The following is a 26,785-nucleotide window of genomic DNA, read 5'->3' as shown; positions in this document are numbered from 1 at the left end:
TCGCCCGCAGGAAACCCTCCGTCCCCTCCGTCGGCCGGTGATACATCCACGACAACAAACCCAACGCGAACATATTCTTCGCCCGCTCCGCATCCCTGCGGCTCAGACCGCTGTCCCGGAGCGCCTCCACCGTCAACGTCGTCAACGGCACCCTGTGCATGTGGAACGAGGACAGCGAACCGTCCTCCAGGGGATTGCTCTGATAGCCGACCCTCGCCATCGCCCGCTTCGCGAACTGGTCCTCGTCGACGATGATCTCGGCGCCAGGAGGCATGTCGCTCAGGTTGGCCTTGAGCGCGGCCGGGTTCATCGCCACCAGCACGTCCGGCGCGTCACCCGGCGTCAGGATGTCGTGGTCCGCGAAGTGCAACTGGAAACTGGACACGCCCGGCAGGCTGCCGGCAGGCGCCCGGATCTCCGCCGGGAAGCTCGGCAGCGTCGAGAGATCGTTGCCGAACGACGCAGTCTCCGAGGTGAACCGGTCACCCACGAGCTGCATGCCGTCGCCCGAATCACCGGCGAACCGGATGACCACCCGATCCAGGCGTTTGACCTGCGCGGGTGATTGCTGCATGGCGAAAGTCCCTTTCACGTCAGGAAGTTACCGAAAACCCATGGCGCGGTACGGCGGTACGGTCCAGGCCGGCCGGCCCAGACGGCCGGTCCGGGTCGGCCGGCCCAGGACCGGCCGACCCACACGGACTGCCCGGGGCGCCCCGGCCCGGGGCGCGGCCTGCCCGGGGCGAGCGCGGCCGATCAGGCGGTCTCCACCTGCGGCGGCACCCCGGTCCGCACCTCCGCGAGGATGCCGCGTTGCAGCAGCGCCAGGGGTACCAGGATCAGCGCGGCCAGTGCGCCGGTCCAGACGGCACCCCGCAGGCCGACCAGGGCGGTGACGCCGGAGGCGAGCAGCGAGCCGAGCGACATGGAGCCCCACATCGAGAACCGCTGCACCGCGCCGACCCGGCTCAGGAGTTCGGGGGGCGTCACCCGGTGGCGGAGCGTCAGGGAGGTCGGAATGTAGGAGCCCTCACCGATGCCGTGCACGACACTGCCCGCGATCAGGCCGATTGCACCCGCCATGCCGCCCGGCGTGCTGAGTGCCAGCATGACGACCACGCCGCACACCGACAGGGTGATGCTGCTCGCCAGCGCCCGAGCGGTGCCCAGCTTCTTGGCGACCCTGGGGGACAGCATGTTGCCGATCGGATAGCCGACAGCGGCGGCACCCATGACGACACCGGTCCAGAGCTGGTTCAGGCCGAGGACCCGGTTGCAGTAGAGCACCAGGCTGGCGTCGACCATGCTCAGAAAGAGCAGGTAGAACGTCCCGCAGAGCACCATGGGCTGGAGCTGCGGGTGCTTGACGAGGAACTTGAGACCGGCCGTGACGTCCCGCCGGATCCAGCCGCGTTCCCGCTTGGTGACCGTTCGGGCGGGCTCCTGATGACGCATCACCGCCAGCGCGAGCACGGAGGCCAGGAAGCTCAGTGCGTTCGCCGCCAGCGCACCGAGAACGCCGAGCAGCCGCACGACCATGCCGCCGACCGCCCGGCCCCCGGCGAGTGAGGTCGACTCGGAGAGGGAGAGCCGGGCGTTGCCGCGGTGCAGGTCGTCCGGGTCGGTGAACAGGCTGGGCAGGTACGAGGTGTAGGCGACCTGGAAGAACACCACCCCACCGCCGCTGACCAGCAACAGGGCGAAGAGCACCGGGAAGACCAGAACGTGGGTGACGGCCAGCAGCCAGATCACTCCGATCGCCACCGCCTGAGCGGCGCTCGCCACCAGCATGGTGGTCCGACGGCGAAGCCGCTCGACGATGGCGCCGGCCGGCAGACCGAGGACCAGGAAGGGGAAGAACATCGCCGACGGCAGCAGCAGAGCCTCGGCGACCGAGGTGTGCAGGACGTTGACGGCGAGAAGAGGAAGGGCCAGCACCATGAACTGATCGCCCCAGAGGCTTACGCTCTGCCCTGCCCACATGAAGCGAAAGTCCCTGCGGGCCGCGGCCCTTGTGACCGGATCGACACTCTCGTCCTTGTCCGCAACCACGGTCATGGCTCACGTCCTCTCAGAAATCGCTGGCTCTCAGGAACCGCTGGCTGTCAGGAACCCGCTGGCTCTCTGGAATCGCTGTTGTGGTGGAACACTCCGGCCGTCCGGGTGCCCTTGTTGGAGCTGATGCCGATGACACCGTTGTTCTCAGTCGGCAGTGCCCGGCCGTAGGTGCCGGCATAGCCGTCCGGCGTGTAGAAGAGCCCCCAAACCGCCTGCCACGGCTGGACCTCACGGGTGACGGGGTTCACCACCGGCTCAGTCCGCGGCACCACCCGCTCCTGGACAATGCAACCAGAGGAGGCGGCCTCCTTCAGGGCCATTGACCAGATCGCGTCATCACATTCCCAGCCGACGATCGTGCCCTTCCCCCCGAAGTAGCCACTGGGTTTGAGGATCAGCTGCTCCCGTCGCTCGCGACAGTGCTCGAACAGTTCCTCGTCGACAGCCGTGCCCTTCCCGTCCCAGCCCGTCCCACCGAGGCCACGGGTCCACGGCAGGACGCGGTCGATGACGGTCTGCTCCTCCGTGCTGAAGCGGTGCCGGTGACGGGGGTCGGACAGCAGCGCCATGCACCCCTTGTCGTTGAAGAGGTTGCTCGACATCGGCGTCCAGAGCACCGTGTTGCCGGCCTCGTGGGCTCGGAACAGGGGCTCGACGAGAGCCGGACCATCCGGCTCGTCGACAATCTGGTTGGTCTCGAAGCAGCGGTACACCACGTCGATCGGCAGGCTGCCCAGGTGCAGCTTCCCGTCGCGCTCCTGGACGTCCCCGATCTCGGCGACGTGGAAGTCCAGTCCGAAGCCCCGCATCACCGACTCGAAGGTGCGCCAGGTGGTTCCGTAGTCGACCAGGCCGCCGGGGCCCTCCAGAAGCACGACCACCGGTTCCCCGTCGGGCCGGACGGTGGCGCCGATCCGTCGAAGGCTGTCGGCGACCGCCTTGGCGGGATGCGTGTAGCCGAGACCGTGCTCTTCGGCGAACTCCCTGAAGGCGTCCGCTTCCAGGAACGCCCGCGGGATCTCGCCTGCTCGGTCCCAGCCGCCGACCTCGCTCGCGATGCCGAACTCCAGCAGCTTGAAGGAGGTTCCGTCGTGGTACATGTCGGCTCGCCCGTTGTGCGGCGGAGGGCCCAGCCGCCGCATCAGGGTGGCGCGGCGGTCGTCGATGCCGAGGGCCGCACAGAACCGGTCCAGGTCACCGTCGAACAGCCGTTCCGGCAGCGAGGTGAGCAGTCCCACCAGCCGCACGACGTCATCGGCGAAGCTCCGGATCTGGCGCTCCTCGACGAACAGCGGCCGGGAGAGATACTGCCCGGTCCAGTGCGAGAGCATCGGGTTGAGCTCGACGGCCTCGGCGGCCGAGTGCAACTTGCTGTCGGGAAGGAGGCAGGCCTCGTTGTACAGCTGGGTCACACGGTCCGTGGGCACCGCGCTCCTCCTTTTCGGTCTGCTCATGGGGGTGTTCACGCCCCGTCCGCGATCAGGACGGGTCTCTTGACGGGCCGGGCGTTCAGGGAGTCGCCGACCGACACCCACCCCGCCCGCGTGATCCTGGCGTGGACGCCGAAGGCCGTCGCGTTCCCGCCGATCAGGGACCCGGTGACGTCGATCAGCGCCTCACCGAGGGCAACCTGGTGACCGATCAGCTCGTTCTCCAGCTGCTCGATTTCGGCCTGCTCGTTCCCGGCCTGCTGGTTCCTGGAGCGCCCGCGCTCGTCCCGCCGATCGTCGCCCGCAGCGACAACGATGTTGGGGCGGAAGCGCGGAGTGCTCCGGTCCCCCTCGGGATGCCACTGCCCCGCTGCCCTGAGCGAGCCCTCGCTGACCAGGCGCACCGGGGTCTCGTAGGGCTCGACGGCGAGCGAGCCGCCGGACGGGTGCGCCAACCGGACGGGACGGCCGAGCCAGTCGCTCAGGACAGCCGATGCCGCCGGATCGTTGGACCGGACCTTTTCACCACCCGGGAGGGTGATCTCCGCCAGGCAGGTGAGCCAGCGCGCGGACGCATCGAGCAGTTGCGGCATCCGCCGGGCGGTCAGCACCCGGCCGGTGTCGGCCGTGACGATCGCGAGGGCGCGATCGCCGGCCACGCAACCCCCGGAGAGCCTGAGCCGGGTCACGGACTCTCCGCCCAGGGACTTCACCGGATAGCGCCGGAGTTCGGTGATGCGGAGCGGCTTCACAGGTCCAGCACCAGGTCGGTCAGCGGTCGTGCGATGCACAGCAGTACCTTCCCCTCCTCCAGGCCGGCCTCCGGCGCCAACTCGTAGTTGACGGTTCCGCGCGCCAGACCGACACCACAGGTGCCGCAGACTCCTCCCCAGCACAGCGACTCCACGTCGATGCCGTGATGCTCGGCGAACTGGAGCAGCGAGTCGTGCTTGGCCTCCCAGCGGAACGTGCGCTTGGAACGGTTGAACGTGACCCGGGCCCCGCCCAGTTCGCCGAGCACTTCCAGCGCGTCCTCGAAGCCGGCGGTACTGCGCAGGAGCGGGACCGAGCCCCGGTCCGGATCGATGAGGACCCGCCGTTCCTCGGGCAGCGCCGACGGATCGGCCAGCGTGAACCCGTGCCGGACGAACCAGGCGAGCGTGGTCTTGGAGAACACCAGCACGTTGTCGAAGCCGTCCGCACGCGTCGCCGCGATCACGTGCGCCAGCAGGAACCTGCCGAGGCCCAGCCCCTGCCAACTTTCGTCCACCGCAACGTTGTAGAGCTCCGCCAGGCCGGTGAACCCGCGGACGGCGGCGCAGGCCACCACGGTGCGGTCGATCTCCACCACGTAGAAGTCCTCGGCTGCGGACTCGAAGACCTCCCGGTCGCGGACGATCAGGTTCCCGCTTTCGATGAACGGCACCGACAACTGATGCATGGTCGGCGCATCGGACGTCCGGCCGCGGCGGAAGGTCACGTCCATGACCTCGTCGCCACCGCGGCTGAACATCGCGTTGATCTCCTTGACCGTGTTCGGTCTCATCGTGTGGACCGCCCTCTACAGGTACGACGCGAGGGAGCCGTCGCGGCGCACGTCGAGGGTGCAGCAGTGGAAGCCCCCGCCGAAGGTGCGGCCGTGCCGGAACGGGACGGGGACAGCGGTGAAGCCCTCCTTCTCCAGCATCCGGGCCAGGCCCTCCTGGCGGGCCGGGACGATGATGGTCTCCTCGTCGTAGGCGAGGATGTTCATGCCGATCCACGTCGAGGCGCGGGGCCAGGTGAGCGCGAAGCCGTCGTCCTGCGGCTCGTCGAACCACAGCACCTTCCAGCCCCGGAACTGCTCGGGCAGGGTGTCGGGGCTGAGACGGCCCGCGTTGGCGAGCAGTACGCCGGGGCGCAGGATGTGCAGGGTGGTGCCTATGTGGTCGTCGCAGATGGAGATCTCGTGCACCGTGTACTCGGCGCCGAGCAGCCGACGCAGCCACTCGGCCCCCAGCCGGTTGCCGGTGTTGCTGACGTTGAAGAACAGGTCACTGCCGCAGCGCAGCAGGTTGGCCGCGTCGAAGAGCGGCTCCGACTCGGCGAGCACCGGACCGTTCTCGGTGAACTCGTAGGTGCTGTCCGGGAGTTGCGGCCTGGGCGCGGCGACCCAGATGGCGCCCGAATCGAAGTACTCGCGCACCAGCCTGCGGAACGGGAAGGTCTCGGCGTAACGCGCCCGCACCGCCATCGGCGCCTCGATGATGCGTTCACCGACCACCAGCAGGCAGTCACGGGGCATCAGGGCGTGGTTGGCCGTGGTGGCCCAGTCCAGGAGGGACACCGTGCGCCCCTGCTCGAACGGGTCGGGCCGACGCACCGTGACACCGAGTCCGACGAGGGTTTCCGACAGCGCCTGGAGGTCCTCCTCCGTCTCCTCGACGGCCCGCTCCAGCGCGCCGGCGGCCGGCCGGGACTCGACATGGTCGGCCGGGAGCCCGAAGAAGTGGCGCAGGGACAGATCGGCATCCGGGACATGGAAGCCCGCAGGGCTCCCCACCACAATCTCTCGAAGCGTTCCGAAGTCGGTGAACGACCGGACTGAGCTCACGATGCTTCCTTTCGCTGGCCGGGGTTTGGACTCTTCCTGGCCGACCTCGTCGACGAATACGGGAGCTGACCACTGTGCGGAAAAGAAATGAACGGCGGTGACCGAAATGGCTTTTTCGCGGCACCGGCCAAGCGAATCCGCCGGATCACGGACACAGCCCGTGGATACGGGTCGGCGGCCGTCGCGATCACACCACGTACTGACTCGATCGGGACACTAATCGACGTCAGGACGGGGGCACAGGGCCAATCCGCACAGCATGGCCCCCGGGGGTGCCAAGGCATACGGATTGGCCCTGTCTCGTGGTCGTCGAGCGAGGCAGGATCCCAGGTGTCGACAGCGGGCCGGTCGAGAAAACCGGCGCAGGCGTCGAGGCGACGGCGGTCCTTCCCTGAACCGCCGATGAGATTTCCGCAGGGAATTCCCGAGCATTCTGGATTTTTCTGCCGCGTCGCAGTACATCCCCTTGCCGGGCATACCGCTCCGGCGCTATGAGGAGGAACTGGATATGTCAACGAAGCTGGACCGGGCTCGCCTGGAGGGCCTGGCCGAGGAACTGATGGAGAAGCAGTTCCAGCGCGTCCCCAAGATGCGCGAGCTGCACGCGGGTGAGTGGATCGAGCGGGAATACTTCGTTCGCCACCTGGTGGAGACGGTCCTCCGGATCCGCCTGAACAACGAGGTCGACACCTACGCGCTGTTCAAGGTCGGTTCGAAGGACGACAGCCTGGCCGCGAAGCTCGCGAAGTACCTGGCGGAGGAGTTCGGGCACGAGGGCATGTTCACTCGTGACCTGGAGAAGTTCGGCTTCACGGCCGAGCAGTTGGAGGCCACTGACGTCTTCCCGTCCACCAAGAAGCTGATGGGCTACCTGCGCCTGGAGGCCGACACCCGCGGGCCGGCGCCGACGACCGTCTGGGACTGGTTCGTCGAGTGGTACTCCGACCGCTACAACCAGGTCATCACCGACAAGGTGGCTGCGGCGTTCGGCAAGGACTTCGTGCGCGGTTCGCAGAAGCACCTGGACTTCGACGAGTCGCACGACCACGACGAGCTGATGTTCCGCACCGTGTCGCAGGCCGTCGAGGTCTTCGGCTCCACCGACCAGGCGTACGCGGACCTGACTGCCTTCATCGACCTGATCGGCGACTACTTCGGCGAGTTGTACGAGGCCACGGCCGCGAAGACCGAGCTGGCCTCGGTCTGATTCGGCGACAGCACCGCGCAGCCGCGGGTGGAGGGCGCCGGGTCACCCGGCGCCCTCCACCCGGGCTACCTGCCGCGTCCAGCATCGCGGCGCACGGATCCCGCTCCCAGCTCGAAAGTTGATCTCACATGGCTGACTCAGCACCTGGTCACGCTAGGCGGATTCTGGTTGTCGAGCCGATGACCTCGGCGCTTGCTCTGCTCAGCACCGCGCGCCGCCTGGGTGTCCAGGTCGTGGTCGCATCCTTCGACGCCGAGGACCGGCAGCTCTCCCGCGCGATCCGCGAACAGGTCGACCGGTTGATCGTCGTGGAGACCAACAACGAGGCCGCCCTCACCGAGGTCGCCCTGGCGCTGCACGCCGAGAGTCCGCTTTCCGGCATCATCCCCGGCTTCGAGTTCTACGTGGACAGTGTCGCCCGGATCGCCGCACGCCTCGGACTTCCCGGCCTGCCGGTCGAAGCAGGCCCGGCGCTCCGCAACAAGGCGACCATGCGGGCGACGGTCGAGGCGGCCGGCCTGCGTGTCCCGCGATACGCGGAGGCGACCAGCCTCGCGAGCCTGGAGGCTGCCGCGGAGCGGGTCGGCTTCCCGGCCGTGCTCAAGCCGCAGAACTCCGCCGGCAGCGTGCATGTCAGCCGGGTGAACGACCTGGCCGAGCTGCGCCGGGCCCACCAGTGGATGCTCAGCGACACCCGAACCGACCTCGGGCGCGGGCTCGACGGCCGGATGCTGCTCGAGGAGTACATCGACGGCCCCGAGGTCAGTGTCGAGGGCTACGTGGACGGGGACGGGGTGGCGATCGCCTCGGTGACCGCCAAACTGCTGGGCGCCGAGCCGAAGTTCGTCGAGGTGGGTCACATCGTCCAGCTGGACCTCGCCGCGAGCGAGCGCGCCCGCCTGGAGGAGTACGTCGCAGGGGTGTGCCGGGCACTGAAGGTCACGCTGGGCCCGTTCCACTGCGAGGTCCGGCTCCAGGCCGGCGATCCCGTGCTGATCGAGCTGGGCGCCAGGCTGGCGGGTGACCACATCTGCGACCTGGTCGAGATCGCCACCGGCGTCTCGCTCGCCAAGGTCATGCTCGCCGCGTACGCCGGCCTGGACCGGGCCGAGGTCGCGCCGGTCCAGGTGCCACGCGCCAAGTGCGCCGCGATCCACTTCTTCACCGCGCCGGACCTGACGACCCTGTCCGCGGTCCGCGGCGTGGCGGAGCTGCGCGAGGCTCCCGATGTCCAGGAGGTGGAGCTCTACCTGGAGCCGGGAGATCCGATCGAGCCGGCCGAGGACTTCCGCAGCCGCATCGGCCACGTGATCTACCACGCCGACTCGTACGCCGACGCCCTGGAGCGCCGGCACGGCATCGCCAGAGAGGTGCGCTTTGAGTAGCCGACCCGTACCGACGTACCTGGTCCTCAACCGTTTCGACGACGAGTTCGGCGAGTACCACCGCTACGTCGACCGGGACAGCTGCCGGCTGGTGTATCTGACCAGGGACTACGGCCTGACGGTTCTCGACACCGAGCACGCGCTCGAGACGGTGGTCGTTCCGGATCTGGAACTGGAGACGGTGCTCCCGCTGGCGAAGGAACTGTCCGAACGGCACGGCGGGTTCGACGGCGTGGTGGGGATCTCCGAGTGGGACCTGCTGACCGTCGCCCAACTCCGGCAGGAACTGGATGTGCCCGGCTGGAGGCCCGAGTTCGTCAACCGCTTCCGCGACAAGCCCCGCATGAAGGAGCTGGTTTCGGCTGCGGGCCTGCGCGCGCCACGATTCCTGGAGCTGGACGCCACGAGTACCGCCGAGGAGGTGCTGCGCGAGGTCGGGTTGCCGGTCATCGTCAAACCCAGGTCCGGCGCGGCCTCGCAGGGTGTGACGCGGGCCGACGATCCGGAGCGGTTGGCCGCCGTGCTGGCCGGGGTCGACCCGATCGGCTACGAGTGCGAGGAGTTCATCGACGGCGACGTCCTGCACGTCGACGGCGTCCGCAGGGACAGCCGCTTCCACTTCGTGAGTGCTTCGGCATATGTGAACAACTGCCTGGAGTTCACCGAGGGCACGCCGCTCGGCTCGGCGCTGCTGGACGCGGGGACCGAGCGGGACGAGGTGATCGCCTTCGCCGGAGCCTGCCTGGACGCGCTCGATCTGGCCGACGGCCCGTTCCATCTGGAGCTGTTCCGCACTGCCGCCGGTGAACTGATCTTCCTGGAGGTCGGATTGCGTCCCGGTGGCGCGGAGGTGGGATTCATCCACCGTGACCTGTTCGGGGTCAACCTCTTCGCGGAGTCGTTCCGGGCGGCGCTGGGGCTGCCGCCGTTCCACTCCCCGGAGGAGTTCACCTCGGCACCGGGCGGCGGCTGGGTCAGCATCCCCGAGCCGCGGCCTCTGCCGAGCCGCGTCGTCTCCCGCACCCCACTGGTCGGTGTGATCAGCGAGGTCTACGCCGAGGTACTCCCCAAGGTCGGCGCGATCCTCGACGGGACCGGCGGCTACGAGCAGATCGGCGGCCGGTTCCGGCTGCGCGGCGCGGGCCACGACGAGGTGCGACGGGCCGTCCTGGAGGTCATGGCCCGGTACCGGCTGGTCGCCGAGCCGGCGGAGCAACCGGGAGCGCCGACGTGATCCCCGAGTCACGGGCCCGGGAACTCCTGCTCGAGAAGATCGACTCGGACTCGTTCGCCTGCGTGGCGGGCAAGAGCGCGCTGCTCCGTAAGACCATCGTGCACCACCACTTCGGCCCGCTGGCGGCGGCGGAGACGACCGCCGCGCTGTATCCGGCGGTGGTCGACTTCGCCCGGAACAAGGACGAGGTCGACCCGCTGCTGGCCTCGTTCGCCGCGACCTTCGACGCTCCCGGCCCGGTGGACGAGCGGGAGTTCGAACGGCTGCTGTGGGACCAGCTCCAAGCCCTGCACGAGATCGACGTGACCCGGTACCCGTGGTCCCCTCTGCTGGACCGCGATCCGACCTCGCCGCGGTTCGGCTTCAGCGTCGGTGAGCACCCCTTCTTCGTGGTCGGGCTGCATCCCGGTGCCTCTCGGGTCTCCCGGAGGTTCCCGCTGCCGACGCTGGTCTTCAACTCCCACGTGCAGTTCGAGCGGATGAAGGCCAACGGCGCCTACCAACGGATCCAGCGGGAGGTACGCCGACGGGAGATCGCCCTGCAGGGCGCGATCAACCCCAATCTCGCCGACTTCGGCGATGACTCCGAGGCACGCCAGTACTCGGGGATGGCCGTGGCGGACGCCTGGGTCTGCCCCTTCGAGCCGAAGCTCTCGACATCCGAGGAAGGTACGCAGTGACACAGTGGGTGGTGGTGACCGGAGGCACGTCCGGGATCGGACGGGCGGTAGTCGATCGCTTCCTGAAGGACGGTCAGGCCGTCGCGGTTCTCGCCCGGCGGACCGACCGGCTGGAGGAGCTGGTCGGCACGTTCGGGCCGGACCAGCTCCGCGTGGAGGCCGTGGACGTCCGGGACCGGGAGGCGATCGCCGACGCGGTCGCCCAGCTCACCGCCGACGACGGCGGGATCGCCGCGCTGGTCAACAACGCCGGCCTCTCGCTGGGGCTGGGAGCACTGGACGAGGGCTCTCCCGAAAACTGGCGGACGATGATCGACACGAACATCGAGGGACTGCTCAACTGCACCCACGCCGTCCTCCCGGTCATGAAGCGGGCCGGAACCGGACACATCATCAATCTTGGTTCGCTGGCGGCGGAGTACGCCTTCTTCGGTGGCAACGTCTACGGCGCGACCAAGGCCTTCGTGCACCAGCTTTCGGCGAACCTCCGGGTCGATCTGCAGGGAACCGGCGTACGGGTGACCTGCGTCGCGCCCGGAATGGTCCGCAGCGAGTTCGCGCTGGTGCGGTTCGGCGGCGACCAGGAGCAGGCGGACCGGCTCTACGAGGGCATCCAGCCGCTCTCCGCGGAGGACATCGCGGACGCCGTGCTGTGGGCACACCGGACGCCCGCGCACGTCAACGTCAACTACATCGAACTCATGTCGGTGGACCAACCGTTCGGGCTGGCCCTGCGCCGCGCTGCGGTCGACAGCCGACCGGCCGGCTGACCCGCCCCCTCCGCTGTCGTGCCCCGGTGGACGGTTGTCCACCGGGGCACCACGCCGTCCGTCGCTACGGGACGACCCGGGTACCGACGGCGGTGTCACCGAAGACGGTGTCGCCGAAGGCGTGGTCGAACAGGGTGTGCGGCACCCGTCCGTCCAGGACGTGCGCGACGGGCACCCCCGACCGGACGGCACGCAGGCAGCCCTCCATCTTCGGGATCATCCCCCCGGACAGCGTCGGCAGCAGCCGTTCCAGCTCGTCCGCGGTGATCCGGTCGACGACCTTCTCGGTGGACGGCCAGTCGGCGAACAGGCCGGCCACGTCGGTCAGCACGACCAGCAGTTGCGCCTTCAGCGCCACCGCCAGGGCCGCCGCGCCGGCGTCCGCGTTGACGTTGTAGGCGAGCCCGTCCTCGCTCCGGGCGATGGGCGAGACCACCGGGATCCGCCCGTCCCGGAGCAGGGCGTGCAGCGCGCTCGGATCGGACCCCGACACGTCTCCGACCAGACCGAGCTCGACCTGTTCACCGTCCACCTCGGCATACCGCTTGATCGCCGTCATGGTCCAGGCGTCCTCGCCCGTCAGACCGACCGCGAACGGGCCGTACTCGTTGAGCAGGCCCACGACCTGCCGCTGGACCTGTCCGGCCAGGACCATCCCGACCACTTCCATGACCTCCGGAGTGGTCACCCGGAGCCCCGCCGCGAAGGAGGGACGCATGCCGAAGCGAGCCAGCTGGGCGTCGATCTGCGGCCCCCCGCCATGCACCACGACGGGCAGCACACCGGCCTGCCGCAGGCGGACCACGTCCTGCGCGAAGGCCCGGTTGAGCCGCTCGTCCACCATCGCGTTGCCGCCGAACTTGATCACGACGATCTCGCCGACGAACCTTGCCGTCCGCTCGATCTGAGCATCCGTCAGCTCGGGCGCCACGACGACCGGCGGCGTCACACCGCCTCGCCCTCGGGGCGCACCCGCACGATCGCCTCGACCTCCACCGGCGCCCCGAGCGGCAGGGAGGCGACGCACACCGCGGACCGGGCATGCCTCCCCTGCTCACCGAGGAGCTCGATGAGCAGGTCGGAAGCGCCGTTCGCCACCACGTGCGGTTCCTCGAACTCCGGCACGCTGTTGACGAAGACGGTGAGCTTGAGCAGTGCGGCCACCCGGTCCAGGCTGCCGAGACCGGCCTGGAGCTGGGCCAGCACGTTGATCGCGCACTGCCGGGCGGCCTCGATCGCCCCGGCGGCGTCGATGTCCGCTCCGACCCGGCCGCGAACCCCGTCCGCGATCTGACCGGAGACGAAGGCGAGATCGCCGTCCACCCGGCAAGGCGTGAAGGACGCGACGGGCTTCGGGGCCTCGGGCAACCGGATACCGGCCGCTTCCAACCGTGCCGACAGGTTCACAGGTGCTCCTCGTGAGAGATCGTGAGATCGGGAGAGCTCGGGAGACCGCCTCAGGTGTGTGGCCTCGGCGGGAACGCGCCCAGCATCTCCGCGCGGCCGTGCTCCGGACAACGGCCAATCCGCACTCGTTGGCCCCCGGCCGGCGGGCCCGTTCCGGCCGGACCACCGTCACCGCTTTGGCCCTATGCACGCCGGAACGCCGGGGAGCAGAATGCGCCGAGCCGGCTGGACCAGGAGGTCATGGTGACGATCGACGTCGCGCGGGTACGCGCCGACACACCCGCGTGCGCGCAACTCGCCCACCTGAACAACGCAAGCGCCGCACTGGCACCCCGGCCGGTGACGGACAGCATGGTCGAGCACCTGCGGCTGGAGCAGCGGATCGGTGCCTACGAGGCCGCGGAGGAAAGCGCCGACCGCCTGGACCGCAGCTACGCCGCGCTGGCCCGCCTGATCACGGCGGAGCCGCACGAGATCGCCCTGGCCGAAAGTGCCACCCGTGCCTGGAACATGACCTGCTACGCACTCCCCTGGACGCCCGGGGACCGGATCCTGACCAGCCGCGCCGAGTTCGCGAGCGTGAGCATCGGGCTGCAGGACATCGCCCGCAGGCACAGCGTCCGGATCGACGTGGTGCCGGACGACGCGACGGGCGTCCTGTCCGTCGAGGCGCTGCGCGAGATGGTCGACGACCGGGTGAAGTTGATCGCCGTGACGCATGTGCCGTCCCACAACGGACTGGTCAACCCGGTGGCGGAGATCGGCAGGATCGCCCGCGACGCCGACGTGGTGTACGCGCTCGACGCCAGCCAGTCGGTGGGTCAACTCCCGGTTGATGTACGGGAGATCGGCTGCGACCTGCTGGTCGCACCCGGCCGGAAGTTCCTGCGCGGACCACGCGGCACCGCGTTCCTGTACTGCTCCTCACGCCTGCTCGACCGGCTGGAGCCGTCCCAGCTGTGCCTGCACAGCGCGCGCCGGACCGAGACGGGCGCTCTCGCCGTCCGCGAGGACGCCCGCCGCTTCGAGACCTGGGAGCGCTGCCTGGCCGGCCAGATCGGGCTCGGCGTGGCCGCGGAGTACGCCCTGGGGCTCGGGCTCGAAGCGATCCGGCAGCGCGTGGGCGAGCTGGCGGGCGGTCTGCGGCAGCGGCTGCGCGAACTGCCCGGGGTGACCGTCCTCGACCGCGGTGAACGACCCTGCGGCATCGTCGCGTTCACCGTGGCGGGGCACGACAGCGCGGATCTGTCCCGGGCGTTGCGGAAGGTGGGAGTCAACGTGTCGGCCACCCGTCCCGACACCGCTCCCTGGGACCACCCGGTCGCGGCGGTGCGCGCGTCGCCGCACTACTACAACACGGAGGATGAACTCGACCGGCTCTGCTCCGCCATCCCGCGTCGGACCGGCGGATAGCCCGACCTCGACCCGGGGCCGGGCCGGGTCGGAGCCGGACCCGGAGCCGCCGAAGCGGAGCCGCGTCCCGCAGCACCTCCGCAGCTCCTCCCCCGACCTCATCTTCGGCACGATTCCGGCTGACATGCGCATGTATCTCCCCTGCGCTCTTCCGCAATGCGCAGATCCGATCCACGGATGCCACTTCCTCGACGCGGTTACAGCAGCGAATCTTGTGACGGCACGTGCCGACTACCACCCAGCGCATGTCAGTCCGGCTGCCGCCGGGCACCACGCCCTCGAGGGGAAGCATCTGTGATGCACACGTTGGTTCACGCTCGCGGCACCGCCGCCGCCCGGATCGACGAAACCGCGCTGAGCTGTCACACCTCGCCGGACGACTGAGAGCTCGCGCGGATCTTCGATCGCGCGATCATCGGCTCCACTGCGCCGGGGGACCACCTCGACGCATGCTCATATCCCGTGCACTCTCAACGCCCTCGTTCCCGTAGGCCGTGACGTCAAAAACGCCTTCCGCCGTGCCTTCCAACTCCGAAGCCCTCACGGCTGGAGATCACGGCCACTGGAGCCAGTCGGCAAGACATCTGATGAGGCGCCATGGTACTTGTGATCAGTTCGACCCAAATCCGACGCATCATTGAGCATTGGCAGCGCAGTGGCACCGCCTATTCGGACCTCGCGGACGCGATCCGCATCGCGGTCATCGACGGCCGAATCCCGCTGGGCGCGCGAATTCCGGCCGAGCGGGTCCTCTCGTCAGAGCTGGAGATCAGCCGCAACACCGTGACAACGGCCTACCGGCTGCTGCGCGAGACCGGCTATCTGGAGAGCAGGCAGGGTGCCGGATCCTTCGTGACGATCCCGCCGGACAAGAGCCGGCCCGCCCGGTCCTTCTCCTGGACGGCCGCGAGCGCCGACGGCGACATCGACTTCACCACCGCGACGCTGTCCGCGCCCGAACCGATGCTTGTCGAGGCGACCTGGGAGGCGGCTGCCCACCTCAGGCGGCATACCCAGTCGCCGGGTTACGACCTGGTCGGTATACCCGCGCTTCGCGAAGCGCTGGCCGACCGGATGACCCGTCAGGGCCTGCCGACCACACCCGACCAGATCATGGTGACGGCAGGCGCCCAGCACGCCTGGCACCTGTTGCTCCAACACCTCTCCCGCCCACATGACCGGATCCTGCTGGACAGCCCGACTTATCCCGCCGTCCTCGACTCGATCCGCGCCATGCGCCGTCGGTCGGTGCCGGTGGGGCTGTCCTCGACGGGCTGGGACGTCGACCTGCTCGACAAGGCGATCCGGCAGACCAAGCCCGCCCTGGCATACCTGATGCCCGATTTCCACAACCCGACCGGCGCGGTGATGCCGCGCTACATCCGGACGGCGATCGCCGACGCGGCCCGGGTCTCCGGAACCTTCCTGGTCATCGACGAGACCCTGCGCGACCTGTCGCTCGACGACACCGTCCTGCCCGCCCCGATGTCCACGTACGGCGCGTCGAACTGGGCCATCACCATCGGCTCGTTGAGCAAGACCTGCTGGGGAGGGCTCCGGCTCGGCTGGCTGCGTGCCGCGCCGTCGGTGATCTCGGCGCTGGTGGGGCTGCGGGGTTCGACCGACTCGGGCAACCCGATCATCACCCAGCTGACCGCCTGCCTGCTCCTGGAGAAGTTCGACGACCTTCTGAGCCAGCGGCAAGCCATGCTCACCACGAACCGCCAGGGGCTGGTGGAGGCGTTGGGGAAGCACCTGCCCGATTGCACCTTCACCATCCCGGCCGGGGGACTCTCGCTCTGGGTCGACCTCGGGGCACGGGTGAGTTCCCGGCTGGCGCTGGCGGCTCCGCAACACGGCGTGCAGTTGCTCGCCGGTCCCCGCTTCGGTGGTGAGGGAACGTTGGAGAACCGGACCCGGCTCCCGTTCGTCCACGACCCCGCCACCGCCGAGGAGGGCGTCCGCCGGATCGCCGCGGCGCTGCGGGACATCACCCCGCAGCCGGCCGCGTCGATGGTCTGGGGCGCCGGGGCCATGGCTTCATAGCGGGCGCGGTCGGCGGTGGACACGGGGCAGGGGGGCAGGGGTGGGAACAGGGATGGAAAGGCTGGTTCGGTGGCTCCAGTGATCAAGGGTTCCGGGGAGACGCGCGGTGCGCACGGTGCGCACGGTGCGCACGGTGCGCACGGTGCGCACGGTGCCGCCGGATGGCACCGCCTGCGGGTCGCATCCGTACGCCGGGTCGGTGACGACGCCGTTTCGCTCACACTGGACGTGCCGGAACCCCTCGTGGAGACGTTCACCCACAGGCCCGGCCAGCACGTGACCATCCGTCACATGCTGGCGGGGCGCGAACTCCGCCGCAGTTACTCGGTCTGCCCGCCGCCCGACGATCCGGCCTGCCTGCGACTGGTGGTCAAGCGGCTCGGCCCGGGCGGGTTCGCGGAGTACGCCGCCAACGGCCTGACCGTCGGCGACGTCCTGGAGGTCGCCGGACCGGCCGGCGACTTCCACCTCGCCGACGCCCCGGGGGGACACCACGTACTGATCGCCGGAGGCAGCGGCATCACTCCGCTCCTGAGCATGGCGTCGGCCGCGCTGCGGGAGGACCCGACGTGCCGGGTCTCCCTGCTCTACGCCAACCGGACCATGGGGTCGGTGCTGTTGGCGGACGACGTGGACACCCTGGAACGGCGGTACCACGACCGCTTCTCGGTGCTGCATGTGCTGTCGAGGGAGACCGGGCCCACGGCACCGCCCGCCGGCCGCATCGACCAGGAGCGGCTGCCGGAGCTCCTGGCCATGGTCGGGGCCGACCGCCCCGCCGCGCACCGGTACTTCTACCTGTGCGGCCCCTGGGGCTTGGTGGAGACGGCACGCAAGGCACTCGCCGACTGGGGCGCCGACGAGGGCGTCGTGCGCTTTGAGCTCTTCTCGGCCGGCGACCGGCCGGAGGATCCACCGGCCGCCCCGGGCCGGTTCGGGCGGATCACCGTGTACTTCGACGGCGAGGCCACCGACCTCACCATGGACCCGGAGGACGAGTCCGTGCTGGACGCGGTACTCCGCGCGCAGCCGGACGTGCCGTACTCCTGTCGCGACGGCCTGTGCGGGGTGTGCCGGGCCAGAGTCGTCTCCGGTGAGGTGGTCCTCGGGCGGCAGTACGCGCTCACCGAGAAGGACCTCGCGCGCGGGTACACGCTCCCCTGTCGGGCCCGGCCGGCGACACCCGAGATCGCTCTCGACTTCGACGCGTGAACCGGCCTGCGGGCGGCGCTCCTTGGTGCCGCTCGCACGGTCGGCCGGATCTGATCAATCGTCAACTCGGTGGTCTCGTCGGTCGCGGCTTATGCCCGCATCACGCCCGATCCGTCCTGCCTACTTGTTTGCGCATTGCCAACTCCCTTGCCCTGCGCGGTCGAACGCGCCGATCCGAAGCCCGCATGCTGTCAACCGGTAGCCGGATTCCGTGCCGAATCCTGCTGATGCCGCTGCTCATGCCCCTGTCGATGCTCCCGCCGACGCAACGAATGGACTGGAAATGAAGAAGCTGTGGGTCGGCTGCGCACTGGCCGGTGTCATCCTCACTGCCGCCGCTCTCACCGGCTTCAACGCCGGCCACGGCACGTCCGGGGCCGTCGCCGATTCCCAGTGGGGCGGTTCGGTCCCGACGGTCTCCGCCCCCTGAGCATCGGACACTCCCTGGCTCGGAACTGTCCTGGCGGCCTCAGGCCGCCAGGACAGCCCTCGTTCAGGCGCCTTCGGCGTTCAGGCACCTCCCGCGGCATCAGTCCTCTTCGAGGAACCCGCTCCGAGCCAGCAGATACGCGAGCTGGGCCCGGCTGCGACTGCCGAAGAAGTCGGCGGCCCAGCGCACGTGGTTGGTGACGCTGCGCAGACTCATGCCCAGTCGCGCGGCAATCGCGCTGTCCGTGTAGCCGTTGATCATGTGCCGGAGCACTGCGCGGCGCACTTCGTCCGTCACCGCGGCCGACGTCGGAGTGGAGTGGTTCGGCTGGAGCGGGACCGCGCGCTGCCAGATGTGGTCGAACATGCCCACCAGGTAGCGCACCACGCCCGGATGCTCGATCGCGAGCGCGAGATCACGGCGGTTGGCCGCCGGGTCCGGGACGAACGCAGTCCGCCGGTCACAGATGATCAGCCGGTCGAAGACCTCGTCCACCGTGCGGATCTCGCCACCTGCCTCGGCGATCTTCTCGGCGTAGCCGAGCGTCGGTGCGTGCGAGCGGATCGTGTGCTGGTAGATCGTCCGCTGCTGCACGCCTCTGGCCAGAGCGGACAGATCGTCGGACAGTGCCCGCTCCAGTAACTCCGGCGGACGCCCGCCGCCGGGCTGGGCGGTGAGCAGCTCGCTCTGGCAGGCGCTCACGGTGGCAGAGAGCGTGGCGCTGATGGCCTCGGCGCCGATCACGGCGCGAACCATGGCCGAGCCGGTCGGACTGTAGCTTTCCCGGTAGACGCGCTCAGCCTCGGAGACGCTGCGGTGCAGGTTGTCGAGCGCCCGCCTGCGGTTCACGATCACCTGCTCCAACTGCTCCATGCGCCCCCAGAGGGCCGTCTGCGGCGCCAATGCGGTCAAACCCCCCTCGGGCAGCCGCTTGACCAGGCCGAGCTCCAGCAGACACGGGGGGCACTCGCGTGCGACGCTCCCGCCTTTCAGCAGCTCTCCGTAGAAGTGGAGACCCTCCTCGCAGAGCTCGACGGCTGTCTTGTCCTCTGAGTCCGGGTCAGTGCACATTCATCCCCCCAGCAGTTCGCAAATTGCCTGTTCATTCTGCCAAAGATGCCCGGCATCCGCAGCAGGCGACCTTCCTTCTGGGGGAGGCTCGTTGGACGCCGCCCAACAGGCATTGCGCCGGTCTCTATTTTCTTTTCGCGGGGGAAAGAAAAACGCGGAACGATCGGGTTCGCAGATCTCTCTGTAGCCCGCCAGGATCAGCGACGCATTTCCAACATTTCGTGGCGTGCCGACAAATCCGGAGGGGTCAGCGCTCGTAGCTGCCGTCGAGGCGACCACGGGCGAGGACGGGGCCGGTCACGGCCGCGAGGAGGGCGCGGGGCTTGGCGGTCTCCAGCGGGGCGTCTCCGGAGCCGGTGGCCACGGGCGCGCCCAGGGCGAAGAGTTGGAAGACGTAACGGTGCGGGCCGTGGCCCTTGATCGGCTCCGGCCCCAGGTAGCCGCGGCGCATCCCCCAGCGCAGCACCCGTACGCCGTCGGCGGCGGACATGGTGGACTCGGCGGACGCGGCGGACGTGGCGGCCCTGCCGGTCCCGCCCGAAGCACCCGAAGCGCTTTCTGCAGCACCGGCGTTGAGCGCGCCGGCCGGGATCCCGTCGATGGTCGGGGCGAGCAGCGCGAGGCAGTGGACGAAGGGCGCACGCGTCGGCGAGTCCACATCCTCGACGACCAACAGGAGTTGCTCAGCGTCCGCCGGAACTCCCGTCCAGGAGAGCGCCGGTGAGAGGTTCTCGCCGCCTGCGCGGCGACCTGCGTGGCGCTGCGGGATGTCGCCGCCGTGGGCGAAGTCGTGGCTGGACAGGTCGATGGTCTCGCGACCGGTCAACTGCGGCAGGTTCCAGGCAAGCTGTGCCTCGCCCGCGCGCTTGTTCTTGAGCAGGGTTCCGAGGATCGCCACGTTCGTCGTGTCCTCCGTCGTCGGGGTTCAGGCGGGTTGTTCAGGTGAGCGTTCAGGAGCGTGTGGAGCGTCGTCGCACGATGGCTACGCCCGCGCCGCGTCGGCGAGGTCGCGGACCTCGTCCGCGACGGTGGGCCACAGCGCGGCGGGCAGGTCGTGGCCCACGCCGGGGAAGATCCGCAGCCGGGACCCGGCGACCGTCCCGGCGGTGGTCCGCCCGGCGGCGGCACGGAGGATCGGGTCCTGCTCCCCGTGCAGCACCAGAGTCGGGTGGCGCAGCTCGCGCAGGCGCGCGCCGTGCCACTGCGCGCCGATCTGGCGGCTCTGCGCCTTGGCGTCGCGCGGGCCGCTGTCCACCTCCGCCTCGACCCAGGCCCGGGCGGCGTCCTCGTCGAACGGGTAGGCGGGTGAGGCGATGCCGCGCCAGACCGCGAGTGAGGCCTCGATGTCGCCCTCGCGCCCCTCCGGGAACGTGGCCCGGGACAGCTTGGCCAACAGACCGAAGCGGAGGTAGCGCAGCACCCGCAGTCCGGAGACGTCGCTCGGGAGCGCCGCCGACGAGGTCACCGACAGCACCCGGTCGGGATGGCGCAGGGCGATCCGCTGCGCGATCAGGCCCCCGAGCGAGTGCCCGAAGACGTGCGCGCGTTCCCAGCCCAGGGCGTCCATCACCGCGATGCCGTCGTCGGTCATGTCCTCGGAGGTGTAGGCGTCGCCGCGCCTGCCGAACAGTGCCTTGAACGGATTGGTGGTCTCGGTCGGCGGCATCCGGGTCGACTCGCCCGCGTCGCGCTGGTCGTAGCGGACCACGTCGAACCCCGCGTCGGCGAAGGCCTGGCAGAGCCCGGCGGGCCACCAGAACCGTGCGGTGGCCAAGCCCATGATCAGCAGCAGCGGCTCGCCGCCTTCGGAGCCCCGGAGCCGGTCGTAGGCGATGTCGACCTGCCGACCGTGCGCGCGGTTGTGGGCGTACCGGGTGGGCGTCCAGACGGGCGCGCCGGCCTGGATGGTGCTCTCGGACATGGGGAACGTCCCTTCTCCGTCGGTCTCAGGCGACGGAATCTGCGATCGTCGTTCGCAGTTCATGATGCAAGATACTGCACACAGCGTTCGCAGAAAAGTGTGCAGGTCGGAGAGCATGACGACCCGGCCCGAGCATGCGTGCGACACGGACGGGTGATTCCCGACGGATCCACGGGCGCGTCCGGTGCGCGGCGCGGAGAATGGGCGATGTCCCAGCAGGACACGCAGGACACGCTGGACGTGCACGACATGCTCCGCCCGCAGGACCGGCAGGAAGGGGCCCGCCATGGCAACCGATCTCCGCCTCGCCCAGAATCCGGACGCCGACGCGCTGCTCAGCCGCAGCCCGCTGGCGGCGCTGATCGGCATGCTGTTGGACCAGCAGGTGCCCATGGAGTGGGCCTTCTCCGGCCCCCACACCCTGCTGGAACGACTCGGCGGTGGCGACCTCGACGCCCACCGGATCGCCGACTACGATCCGGAGGCCTTCGCCGCGCTCTGCTCGGAGAAGCCGGCGGTCCACCGCTACCCGGGCTCGATGGCCAAGCGCATCCAGCAGTTGTGCGCGTACCTGGACGAGCACTACGACGGCGACGCCGAGACGCTGTGGCGGGACGCGGCCACCGGCCCGGAGCTGCTGGCGCGACTGGAGGAGCTACCGGGGTTCGGCAGACAGAAGGCGCAGATCTTCCTGGCCCTGCTCGGCAAGCAGCTCGGCGTGCAGCCCGAGGGCTGGCGCGAGGCTGCGGGCGCGTACGGCGAGAAGAACAGCTTCCGCTCCGTGGCGGACATCACCGGACCCGCCTCACTGGTGAAGGTCCGGGCGTTCAAGCAGGAGGCCAAGGCGGCCAAGGCCGCCAAGGCAAGCGGGGCAAGTGGGGCAGGTGGGGCGGCAAAGAAGTGACGGTGCGACGGGACAGCCCGTCGCACCGCCGACTCTCCGCACCCTGGTACGTGCGGCTGCCTACCTCAGCGGCCCGCGAACGGCTCGAAGAGCAGGCCCTTGGAGGCGATGCCCGGGGCGAACGCGGTGACCTTGCCGGTGGTCAGGTTCAGCCTGCTCAGCGAGTTGGCGGAGGTGAAGTCCTGGCCGCGGCCGAAGTTTCCGGTGATCTCCACGATCGCGTTGGTGTTGCCGTCGACGGCGAAGATCGCGCCCTCGTCGCCGATCGCGAAGGCCGTGTCGTCGACCTGGGCGTTCAGGTGCAGGACTCGCACGCGCTGCGTCGGCCGGGCGTGCCGGTTCGCCTTGACGGTGTCGACGAAGATCAGCTCGCTGTCACCCTGGCTGTCGAGCAGCATCGAGCCGCCCACGCCCGGGACGTAGAACGGGACGTTCTCCAGCGAGTCCGGGTCGGACAGGTTGAGCGTCTCCGCCTTGCCCGTGAGCAGGTTGACGGCGTGCCCGTTGTCGGCCAGGGCGGAGGTCCACTTGGCGGTCCCGCCCGCCAGGTTGAGCCGGTAGAGCGCCGGGCCCTGGAAGACCGTGCCGTTGGGCGTGGTCGGGGAGGGGTTGGAGGCGGAGGTGTAGAGCCGGCCGTCGTGCTCGAGCACGGCGTCCGTGCCGCCGCCGTGGGGCAGCGTCTTGACGCCGTAGCCGTAGTGCGCGACCTGGTGGCCGGGGCGGGCCTGCGGGGTGATGGTGTAGAGGCTGGAGTTGCCGTCCTCGTTCACGGTGGCGACGACGCGGCGGCGGGTCGGATCAGCGCCGAGGCCGTCGACCTTGCCGACGACGGACCACTCGGCGACGACCTTGCCGCGCTGGTTGAACTCGACGACGGTGCTGTTCTTGTTGCCGGAGGGCGACGGCTCGCCCATGGTGCCGACACCGTTCTGGTAGCCGACGAAGATGTCGTCGCCGAGCTGCGCGATGTCGTCGGCGCCGCTCAGACCCTTGGGGGCGGCGGCGAAGACCTTGGCGTGGTAACCCGCCGGCACGCTGATCGGCGCGGGCTTGGCGGCGGACTTGGCGGCGGGCGTCGTGGTGGCCGCACCGGCCGTGCCGACGACGGTGGCGGCGAGGGCGGCGGCAACGGCGGCGGCGCCGACCAGAGCAAGACGAGAGGTCACGGTAGAGCCACTTCTCTCGGTGAATGACAGGGAGACCGCAGGCCTGCCGATTCCGGCGGCGCACACGGCTCACGTGGGACACCCCGTTGTCCCACCCCTTGGTGACGGTGCAGCAAGCACACGGCGACATCCGGATGGCGCCTGGATTGCCCGCACGCGTGCGGAGGGCAGCGTGGGCGAGCCGTCTGCACCGGCCCGCACGGCACCTGCCCGGTCCGGGCTCGGTCCGGGCCTCCGTCCGGGCTCGGTGGCCGAGACCTGTCCGCGACCTGGGGTCAGTACCCTGGTTGCCGGGAGAGTCCGCTTTCCCTCACCGGTTCCCCAGTTCCCCCATCCGTACCCGTGGACCTGCACAGGGAGGCAGCGTGCCCCGCAGCACGAGCGGCGACGCAGGCCACCACGACCGCCGCGGCACCGCCGACGACGGGCCGGGTGCGGAGGAACTGAACGAAGCGGCCACCGCCTTCGGGCTGTTGGCCTCCCCGATGCGGCTGCAGATCATGTGGCTGCTGATCGCGGCGGAGAGCGATGTCGGCGGGCTGGCGGAACGGCTCGACGCGTCGATGCCCGCGGTCAGCCAGCACCTCGCCAAGCTCAAGCTGGCCGGGATGGTGCGCTCGCGCCGCGAAGGACGGCGGCAGGTCTACCTGGTGGACGACCCGGTGCTGGTCGACGTGGTCCGGCTGGTGCTGAGCCGCCGCACGGCAACCGAAAGCCGTCCCTCACTGGCCCGTCGCATCATCGGCGGCTGAGAACCGCTTCAGGCTTCAGCGCGCCGACCAGGCCGGGTGGGCGCGCAGCCAACGGCGGGTGGCCAGCAGCAACGCCGCATAGCCGACCAACACCGCGCCGAGCAGCGGGTAGAAGCCGAGCGGCAGCACGCCGAGGCCCAGCGCCGCGCCGAACGGCGTCGCCGGAAGCAGCAGACCGACGACCGCCAGGCCTCCGTTGGCGAGCCGAACCGGCCAGGTCGCCCGGGGGCGACCCTGCGCGCCGCCCGGAACCCGCAGCAGATGGACCGTCAGCGCCTGGGTGATCAGGTTCTCGGTGAACCAGCCCGAGTGGAACAGCAGTTCCTCGTGTGCGCCGGTCCGGCCGTGCGCGGTGGCCAACAGGACCGCGAAGGTCGCCAGGTCGGCGAGCGCGTTGACCACGCCGACGAGCAACGCGTACCGGGCCAGCGCCCCCCGCCTGAGCGGCCGTGGACGCTGCACGCCCCTGCCCGCGGGCTTGTCCGCGCGACCGCCCGGGCCCGCCGCGAGTGGCTGGTCGAAGGCGAGCGCGAGCTGCGCGGCGTCGAAGCAGAGGTTCTGCGTCAGCACCTGGGCGGGCAGCATCGGCAGGAACGGCACCAGCGCGCCGGCGGCCAGCATCGCCAGCACGTTGCCGAGGTTGGAAGCAAGGGTGATCCGCAGGTAGTTGCCGACGTTGGCGAGCGCCGTGCGGGCGGAGCGGACCGCGTCGCCGAGGACGGTGAGTCCCGGCGCGGCGAGGACCAGGTCGGCGCTGCTGCGCGGGCCCTCGTCCAGCGCGCCGGGAGAGCCGATCCCGACGTCCGCGGCGCGCAGCGCGGGCAGATCGTTGAGGCCGTCGCCGAGGAAGCCGACCACATGCCCGTTGGCGCGCAGAGCGGAGACGATACGCGCCTTCTGAGCAGGGGCGGCGAGCGCGAAGACGACCGTCGACTCCACCGCCCGGCGCAGATCGGCGTCGTCAAGGGCGTCGACGTCCGGTCCCAGCAGCGGGGCGCCGGGGTCGAGGCCGACATCCCGGCAGGCCTGGACGGCGGCCCCGGCCCGGTCCCCGGTGACGATCTTCACGGCGATGCCCTCGGCGGTGAGCTCGGTGAGTGCGGCGGCTGCGCTCGGGTCCGGCTCGTCGGCCAGCGCCACCAGGCCCAGCAGCGTCAAGCCGTCCAGGTCCGCGACAGCCGGAGCGGCGGGTCGACGTCCGGCCCCGGCCCGAGGCCGCGTCCCGGATACGGCGACGGCGAGCACCCGCAGGCCCTCACCGGCCAGGCGGTCGGCCAGTTCCAGCACACCGGCCCGCCGGTCGTCGTCCAACTCGACGGCGGCGGCGAGCAGTTCCGGCGGGCCGGTCGAGTGCTGGTGCCGGCCCGCGACCAACCGCAGGCCGCCGGTCCGACGTTCGGCGGGGTCGGCCCGCTCCGCGGGGTCGGCGTGGTCAGCATGGTCAGCGCGCTCTGCGGGGTCGGCCGACGGCGGGACGGCACCGGCCCGGACGCGCCCGCAGCGGGCGAGGATCTCCTCGACGGCCCCCTTGGCCACCAGGGCCTGCGCGGCCTGCGCCCCCGACAGCGTGAGCCCCGGCCCGGCCTGGGCGGCGACCACGACCGTCGCGACGCGTCGACCCGGATCGAACGGCAGGGCCGCGACACCCACCAGGCCTGCCGCGAAGTCCTCGTCCGGCCCGAGGCCGCCGGGCCCACCGAGACCGTCGAGACCGTCGAGCACCGACCCGGACGCGCTCGCTGCCGAACCCGAGCCCGCCTCGGCAGCGGCCAGCAACGCGTCGTCGACGGCGTCGAGTTCGGGCGGGTCGCCGAGCTCGGCGCAGATCAAGCTGTTGACGGCCGCCCAGCGCAGAACCTCCGGATCCGGACGGCCCGTCGCGTCCACGGCGGAGCGGAGGGTGAGCCGGTCCCGGGTCAGGGTGCCGGTCTTGTCGATGCAGACGACATCCAGCGCGCCGAGGTCGTGGACGGCGGTCAGCCGTCGGGCGAAGACGCGGCCCCTGGGACCGCGACGCAGCACGGCCGCCTGACGGGCCAGTGCGGCGGTCACTACCAGCAGCAGCATTTCGGGCGTCAACCCGACACCGACGGCCGCCGCATACGGCAAGGCCTCCCAGCGGTGGCCGTCCACCAGCGCGCCGACGAGCAGACCGGCCGCACCCGAGACCAGGGCGAGCCGGAGCAGCAGCCCGGACACCTCCCGCGCGGTCCCGTCGAACGCGGTCCGCCGCTCCCCTGCGGGCGCTCCCGCGCCCGACCCGGGCCGGCGGTCCGAACCTGCACACGCCCGGACCTTCGCGCGTGCCCCGGCGCTCGACGCCGCATTCGCTCCGGCGCTCGGCGCCCGATTGGCTCCGGCGAGGAAGGTGTCCGCGCCGGTCGCCAGGACGACGCCCACGCCGGTGCCGTGCGCCACCACGCTGCCGCGCAGGCAGAGCCGGGCGTTGTCCGGCGAGACCCGGCCGGTACGCACCGCGCCGCCACGGCCTGCGGCACGCTTGGGCACCGGCTGGCTGACGCCGGTCAGCAGCGCCTGATCGACCGTCAGCCCCTCCGCACGCAGCAACAGCAGATCTGCGGGGACCCGGTCCCCGGGAACCAGCCGCACCACGTCACCGGGGACGAACTGGTCGAACGGCAACTCCCGTTCGACCGATGACCCAGACCGTGACCCCGACCGTGACGCCGGTGACGGCGCCGGCCGACGGCGCAGCACCGTCGCCGTGCTGCCCACGTCGACGAATCGCCGCAGCGCGGCGGTCTCGCGCTCCGCCCGCAACTCGCCCACCAGGCGCAGCGCACAGCCCGCGGTGATCAGCAGCAGCAGGACCGCGGTGCTGGTGAAGGCCCCGGAGACGGCCGTCGCTCCGGCCAGGAGACAGAGGGTCATCGTGTAGGGGTCACGGAGCAGCAGCGCGACCCGCCGGGTACGGGTCGGACGCGGCGGCAGCGGCAGGGTGTTCTCGCCGTGCGCGGCGAGCCACAGTTCGGCGGTCTCCTCGGGCAGCCCCCTCCGGCTCGTCCCGAGCGCCCGCAGCACCTGAAGATCCGTCAGTTCGCTCAGTGCGCTCACCTCGCGGGGATCCACGCGCCGGGCGGACGGG

At 70.4% G+C, this 26,785-nt stretch carries 24 protein-coding genes; 11 read left to right on the top strand and 13 right to left on the bottom strand.

Going from position 1 to position 26,785, the window contains the following annotated elements:
* The 6 genes from ABH928_RS13035 to ABH928_RS13010 form a co-directional block, all read right to left on the bottom strand.
* The coding region (locus ABH928_RS13035; RefSeq protein ID WP_370065522.1) for a 2-oxoacid:acceptor oxidoreductase family protein at nucleotides 1–574 on the bottom strand (574 nt) is incomplete at its 3' end.
* A 182-nt stretch (nucleotides 575–756) separates the two neighbouring features.
* Entirely contained in the window at nucleotides 757–2,058 is a 1,302-nt protein-coding gene (locus ABH928_RS13030) for an MFS transporter (protein ID WP_370065520.1), read from the bottom strand.
* 47 nt (nucleotides 2,059–2,105) lie between these two features.
* Nucleotides 2,106–3,485, bottom strand: coding sequence for a hypothetical protein (locus ABH928_RS13025; RefSeq protein ID WP_370065518.1), 1,380 nt, complete (start codon nucleotides 3,483–3,485; stop codon nucleotides 2,106–2,108).
* 35 nt (nucleotides 3,486–3,520) lie between these two features.
* Nucleotides 3,521–4,240, bottom strand: coding sequence for an MOSC N-terminal beta barrel domain-containing protein (locus ABH928_RS13020; RefSeq protein ID WP_370065516.1), 720 nt, complete (start codon nucleotides 4,238–4,240; stop codon nucleotides 3,521–3,523).
* Complete coding sequence (locus ABH928_RS13015; RefSeq protein WP_370065514.1) at nucleotides 4,237–5,034, bottom strand: GNAT family N-acetyltransferase; 798 nt, start codon at nucleotides 5,032–5,034, stop codon at nucleotides 4,237–4,239. The genes ABH928_RS13020 and ABH928_RS13015 overlap by 4 nt, the downstream gene beginning before the upstream one ends.
* A gap of 15 nt (nucleotides 5,035–5,049) precedes the next feature.
* Nucleotides 5,050–6,081 carry an inosamine-phosphate amidinotransferase 1 gene (locus ABH928_RS13010; protein WP_370065512.1) on the bottom strand — a complete coding sequence of 344 codons (1,032 nt, stop codon included), beginning with the start codon at nucleotides 6,079–6,081 and terminating at the stop codon, nucleotides 5,050–5,052.
* Nucleotides 6,082–6,589: 508 nt separating this feature from the next.
* On the opposite strand from ABH928_RS13010, the gene ABH928_RS13005 reads away from it, so the two are divergent.
* From ABH928_RS13005 to ABH928_RS12985, 5 genes are all read left to right on the top strand, one after another.
* The gene (locus ABH928_RS13005; RefSeq protein ID WP_370065510.1) at nucleotides 6,590–7,288 is read left to right on the top strand and encodes a hypothetical protein; all 699 of its coding nucleotides are present in this window, start codon (nucleotides 6,590–6,592) and stop codon (nucleotides 7,286–7,288) included.
* Nucleotides 7,289–7,467: 179 nt separating this feature from the next.
* Nucleotides 7,468–8,673 carry an ATP-grasp domain-containing protein gene (locus tag ABH928_RS13000; protein ID WP_370065508.1) on the top strand — a complete coding sequence of 402 codons (1,206 nt, stop codon included), beginning with the start codon at nucleotides 7,468–7,470 and terminating at the stop codon, nucleotides 8,671–8,673.
* Nucleotides 8,666–9,907: an acetyl-CoA carboxylase biotin carboxylase subunit family protein gene (locus ABH928_RS12995; protein WP_370065506.1), complete on the top strand. Its 1,242-nt coding sequence runs from the start codon at nucleotides 8,666–8,668 to the stop codon at nucleotides 9,905–9,907. Before ABH928_RS13000 ends, ABH928_RS12995 begins: the two co-directional genes overlap by 8 nt.
* Nucleotides 9,904–10,587 (top strand): guanitoxin biosynthesis heme-dependent pre-guanitoxin N-hydroxylase GntA, encoded by a 684-nt coding sequence (gene gntA, locus ABH928_RS12990; protein WP_370065504.1) that lies wholly within the window; start codon nucleotides 9,904–9,906, stop codon nucleotides 10,585–10,587. Before ABH928_RS12995 ends, gntA begins: the two co-directional genes overlap by 4 nt.
* Entirely contained in the window at nucleotides 10,584–11,357 is a 774-nt protein-coding gene (locus ABH928_RS12985) for an SDR family NAD(P)-dependent oxidoreductase (protein ID WP_370065502.1), read from the top strand. Before gntA ends, ABH928_RS12985 begins: the two co-directional genes overlap by 4 nt.
* A 64-nt stretch (nucleotides 11,358–11,421) precedes the next feature.
* Here ABH928_RS12985 and argB read toward each other — a convergent pair whose 3' ends face one another.
* Together argB and ABH928_RS12975 are read right to left on the bottom strand one after the other, a co-directional pair.
* Nucleotides 11,422–12,306 (bottom strand): acetylglutamate kinase, encoded by an 885-nt coding sequence (gene argB / locus ABH928_RS12980; RefSeq protein WP_370065500.1) that lies wholly within the window; start codon nucleotides 12,304–12,306, stop codon nucleotides 11,422–11,424.
* Nucleotides 12,303–12,764: a RidA family protein gene (locus ABH928_RS12975; protein WP_370065498.1), complete on the bottom strand. Its 462-nt coding sequence runs from the start codon at nucleotides 12,762–12,764 to the stop codon at nucleotides 12,303–12,305. Before ABH928_RS12975 ends, argB begins: the two co-directional genes overlap by 4 nt.
* Before the next feature lie 240 nt (nucleotides 12,765–13,004).
* Here ABH928_RS12975 and ABH928_RS12970 point away from each other — a divergent pair, with 240 nt between their 5' ends.
* The 4 genes from ABH928_RS12970 (at nucleotide 13,005) to ABH928_RS12955 (ending at nucleotide 17,865) form a co-directional block, all read left to right on the top strand.
* On the top strand, nucleotides 13,005–14,177 hold the full coding sequence (locus ABH928_RS12970) for an aminotransferase class V-fold PLP-dependent enzyme (RefSeq protein WP_370065496.1): 1,173 nt from the start codon (nucleotides 13,005–13,007) through the stop codon (nucleotides 14,175–14,177).
* A 597-nt stretch (nucleotides 14,178–14,774) separates the two neighbouring features.
* The gene (locus ABH928_RS12965) at nucleotides 14,775–16,223 is read left to right on the top strand and encodes a PLP-dependent aminotransferase family protein (RefSeq protein WP_370065494.1); all 1,449 of its coding nucleotides are present in this window, start codon (nucleotides 14,775–14,777) and stop codon (nucleotides 16,221–16,223) included.
* Between the two features lie 69 nt (nucleotides 16,224–16,292).
* On the top strand, nucleotides 16,293–17,435 hold the full coding sequence (locus tag ABH928_RS12960; RefSeq protein WP_370065492.1) for a 2Fe-2S iron-sulfur cluster-binding protein: 1,143 nt from the start codon (nucleotides 16,293–16,295) through the stop codon (nucleotides 17,433–17,435).
* A 283-nt stretch (nucleotides 17,436–17,718) separates the two neighbouring features.
* Entirely contained in the window at nucleotides 17,719–17,865 is a 147-nt protein-coding gene (locus tag ABH928_RS12955) for a hypothetical protein (protein WP_370065490.1), read from the top strand.
* A gap of 99 nt (nucleotides 17,866–17,964) precedes the next feature.
* On the opposite strand, the gene ABH928_RS12950 is transcribed toward ABH928_RS12955, so the two are convergent.
* From ABH928_RS12950 to ABH928_RS12940, 3 genes are all read right to left on the bottom strand, one after another.
* Nucleotides 17,965–18,936 carry a LuxR family transcriptional regulator gene (locus ABH928_RS12950; protein WP_370065488.1) on the bottom strand — a complete coding sequence of 324 codons (972 nt, stop codon included), beginning with the start codon at nucleotides 18,934–18,936 and terminating at the stop codon, nucleotides 17,965–17,967.
* A 247-nt stretch (nucleotides 18,937–19,183) separates the two neighbouring features.
* Complete coding sequence (locus tag ABH928_RS12945) at nucleotides 19,184–19,834, bottom strand: YbhB/YbcL family Raf kinase inhibitor-like protein (RefSeq protein WP_370065486.1); 651 nt, start codon at nucleotides 19,832–19,834, stop codon at nucleotides 19,184–19,186.
* Nucleotides 19,835–19,918: 84 nt separating this feature from the next.
* Nucleotides 19,919–20,857 (bottom strand): alpha/beta fold hydrolase, encoded by a 939-nt coding sequence (locus tag ABH928_RS12940; protein ID WP_370065484.1) that lies wholly within the window; start codon nucleotides 20,855–20,857, stop codon nucleotides 19,919–19,921.
* Nucleotides 20,858–21,143: 286 nt separating this feature from the next.
* Here ABH928_RS12940 and ABH928_RS12935 point away from each other — a divergent pair, with 286 nt between their 5' ends.
* Entirely contained in the window at nucleotides 21,144–21,761 is a 618-nt protein-coding gene (locus ABH928_RS12935) for an HhH-GPD-type base excision DNA repair protein (RefSeq protein ID WP_370065482.1), read from the top strand.
* 65 nt (nucleotides 21,762–21,826) lie between these two features.
* On the opposite strand, the gene ABH928_RS12930 is transcribed toward ABH928_RS12935, so the two are convergent.
* Nucleotides 21,827–22,927 (bottom strand): hypothetical protein, encoded by a 1,101-nt coding sequence (locus tag ABH928_RS12930; RefSeq protein ID WP_370065480.1) that lies wholly within the window; start codon nucleotides 22,925–22,927, stop codon nucleotides 21,827–21,829.
* Nucleotides 22,928–23,370: 443 nt separating this feature from the next.
* On the opposite strand from ABH928_RS12930, the gene ABH928_RS12925 reads away from it, so the two are divergent.
* On the top strand, nucleotides 23,371–23,679 hold the full coding sequence (locus ABH928_RS12925; RefSeq protein WP_370065555.1) for an ArsR/SmtB family transcription factor: 309 nt from the start codon (nucleotides 23,371–23,373) through the stop codon (nucleotides 23,677–23,679).
* 15 nt (nucleotides 23,680–23,694) lie between these two features.
* On the opposite strand, the gene ABH928_RS12920 is transcribed toward ABH928_RS12925, so the two are convergent.
* The gene (locus tag ABH928_RS12920) at nucleotides 23,695–26,754 is read right to left on the bottom strand and encodes an HAD-IC family P-type ATPase (protein WP_370065478.1); all 3,060 of its coding nucleotides are present in this window, start codon (nucleotides 26,752–26,754) and stop codon (nucleotides 23,695–23,697) included.
* Nucleotides 26,755–26,785 lie beyond the last annotated feature (31 nt).

Origin of the sequence: Streptacidiphilus sp. MAP5-3 (genome assembly GCF_041262505.1) — a bacterium.
Lineage (GTDB): Bacteria > Actinomycetota > Actinomycetes > Streptomycetales > Streptomycetaceae > Streptacidiphilus.
This window is presented reverse-complemented; position numbering and strand designations above follow the sequence as displayed.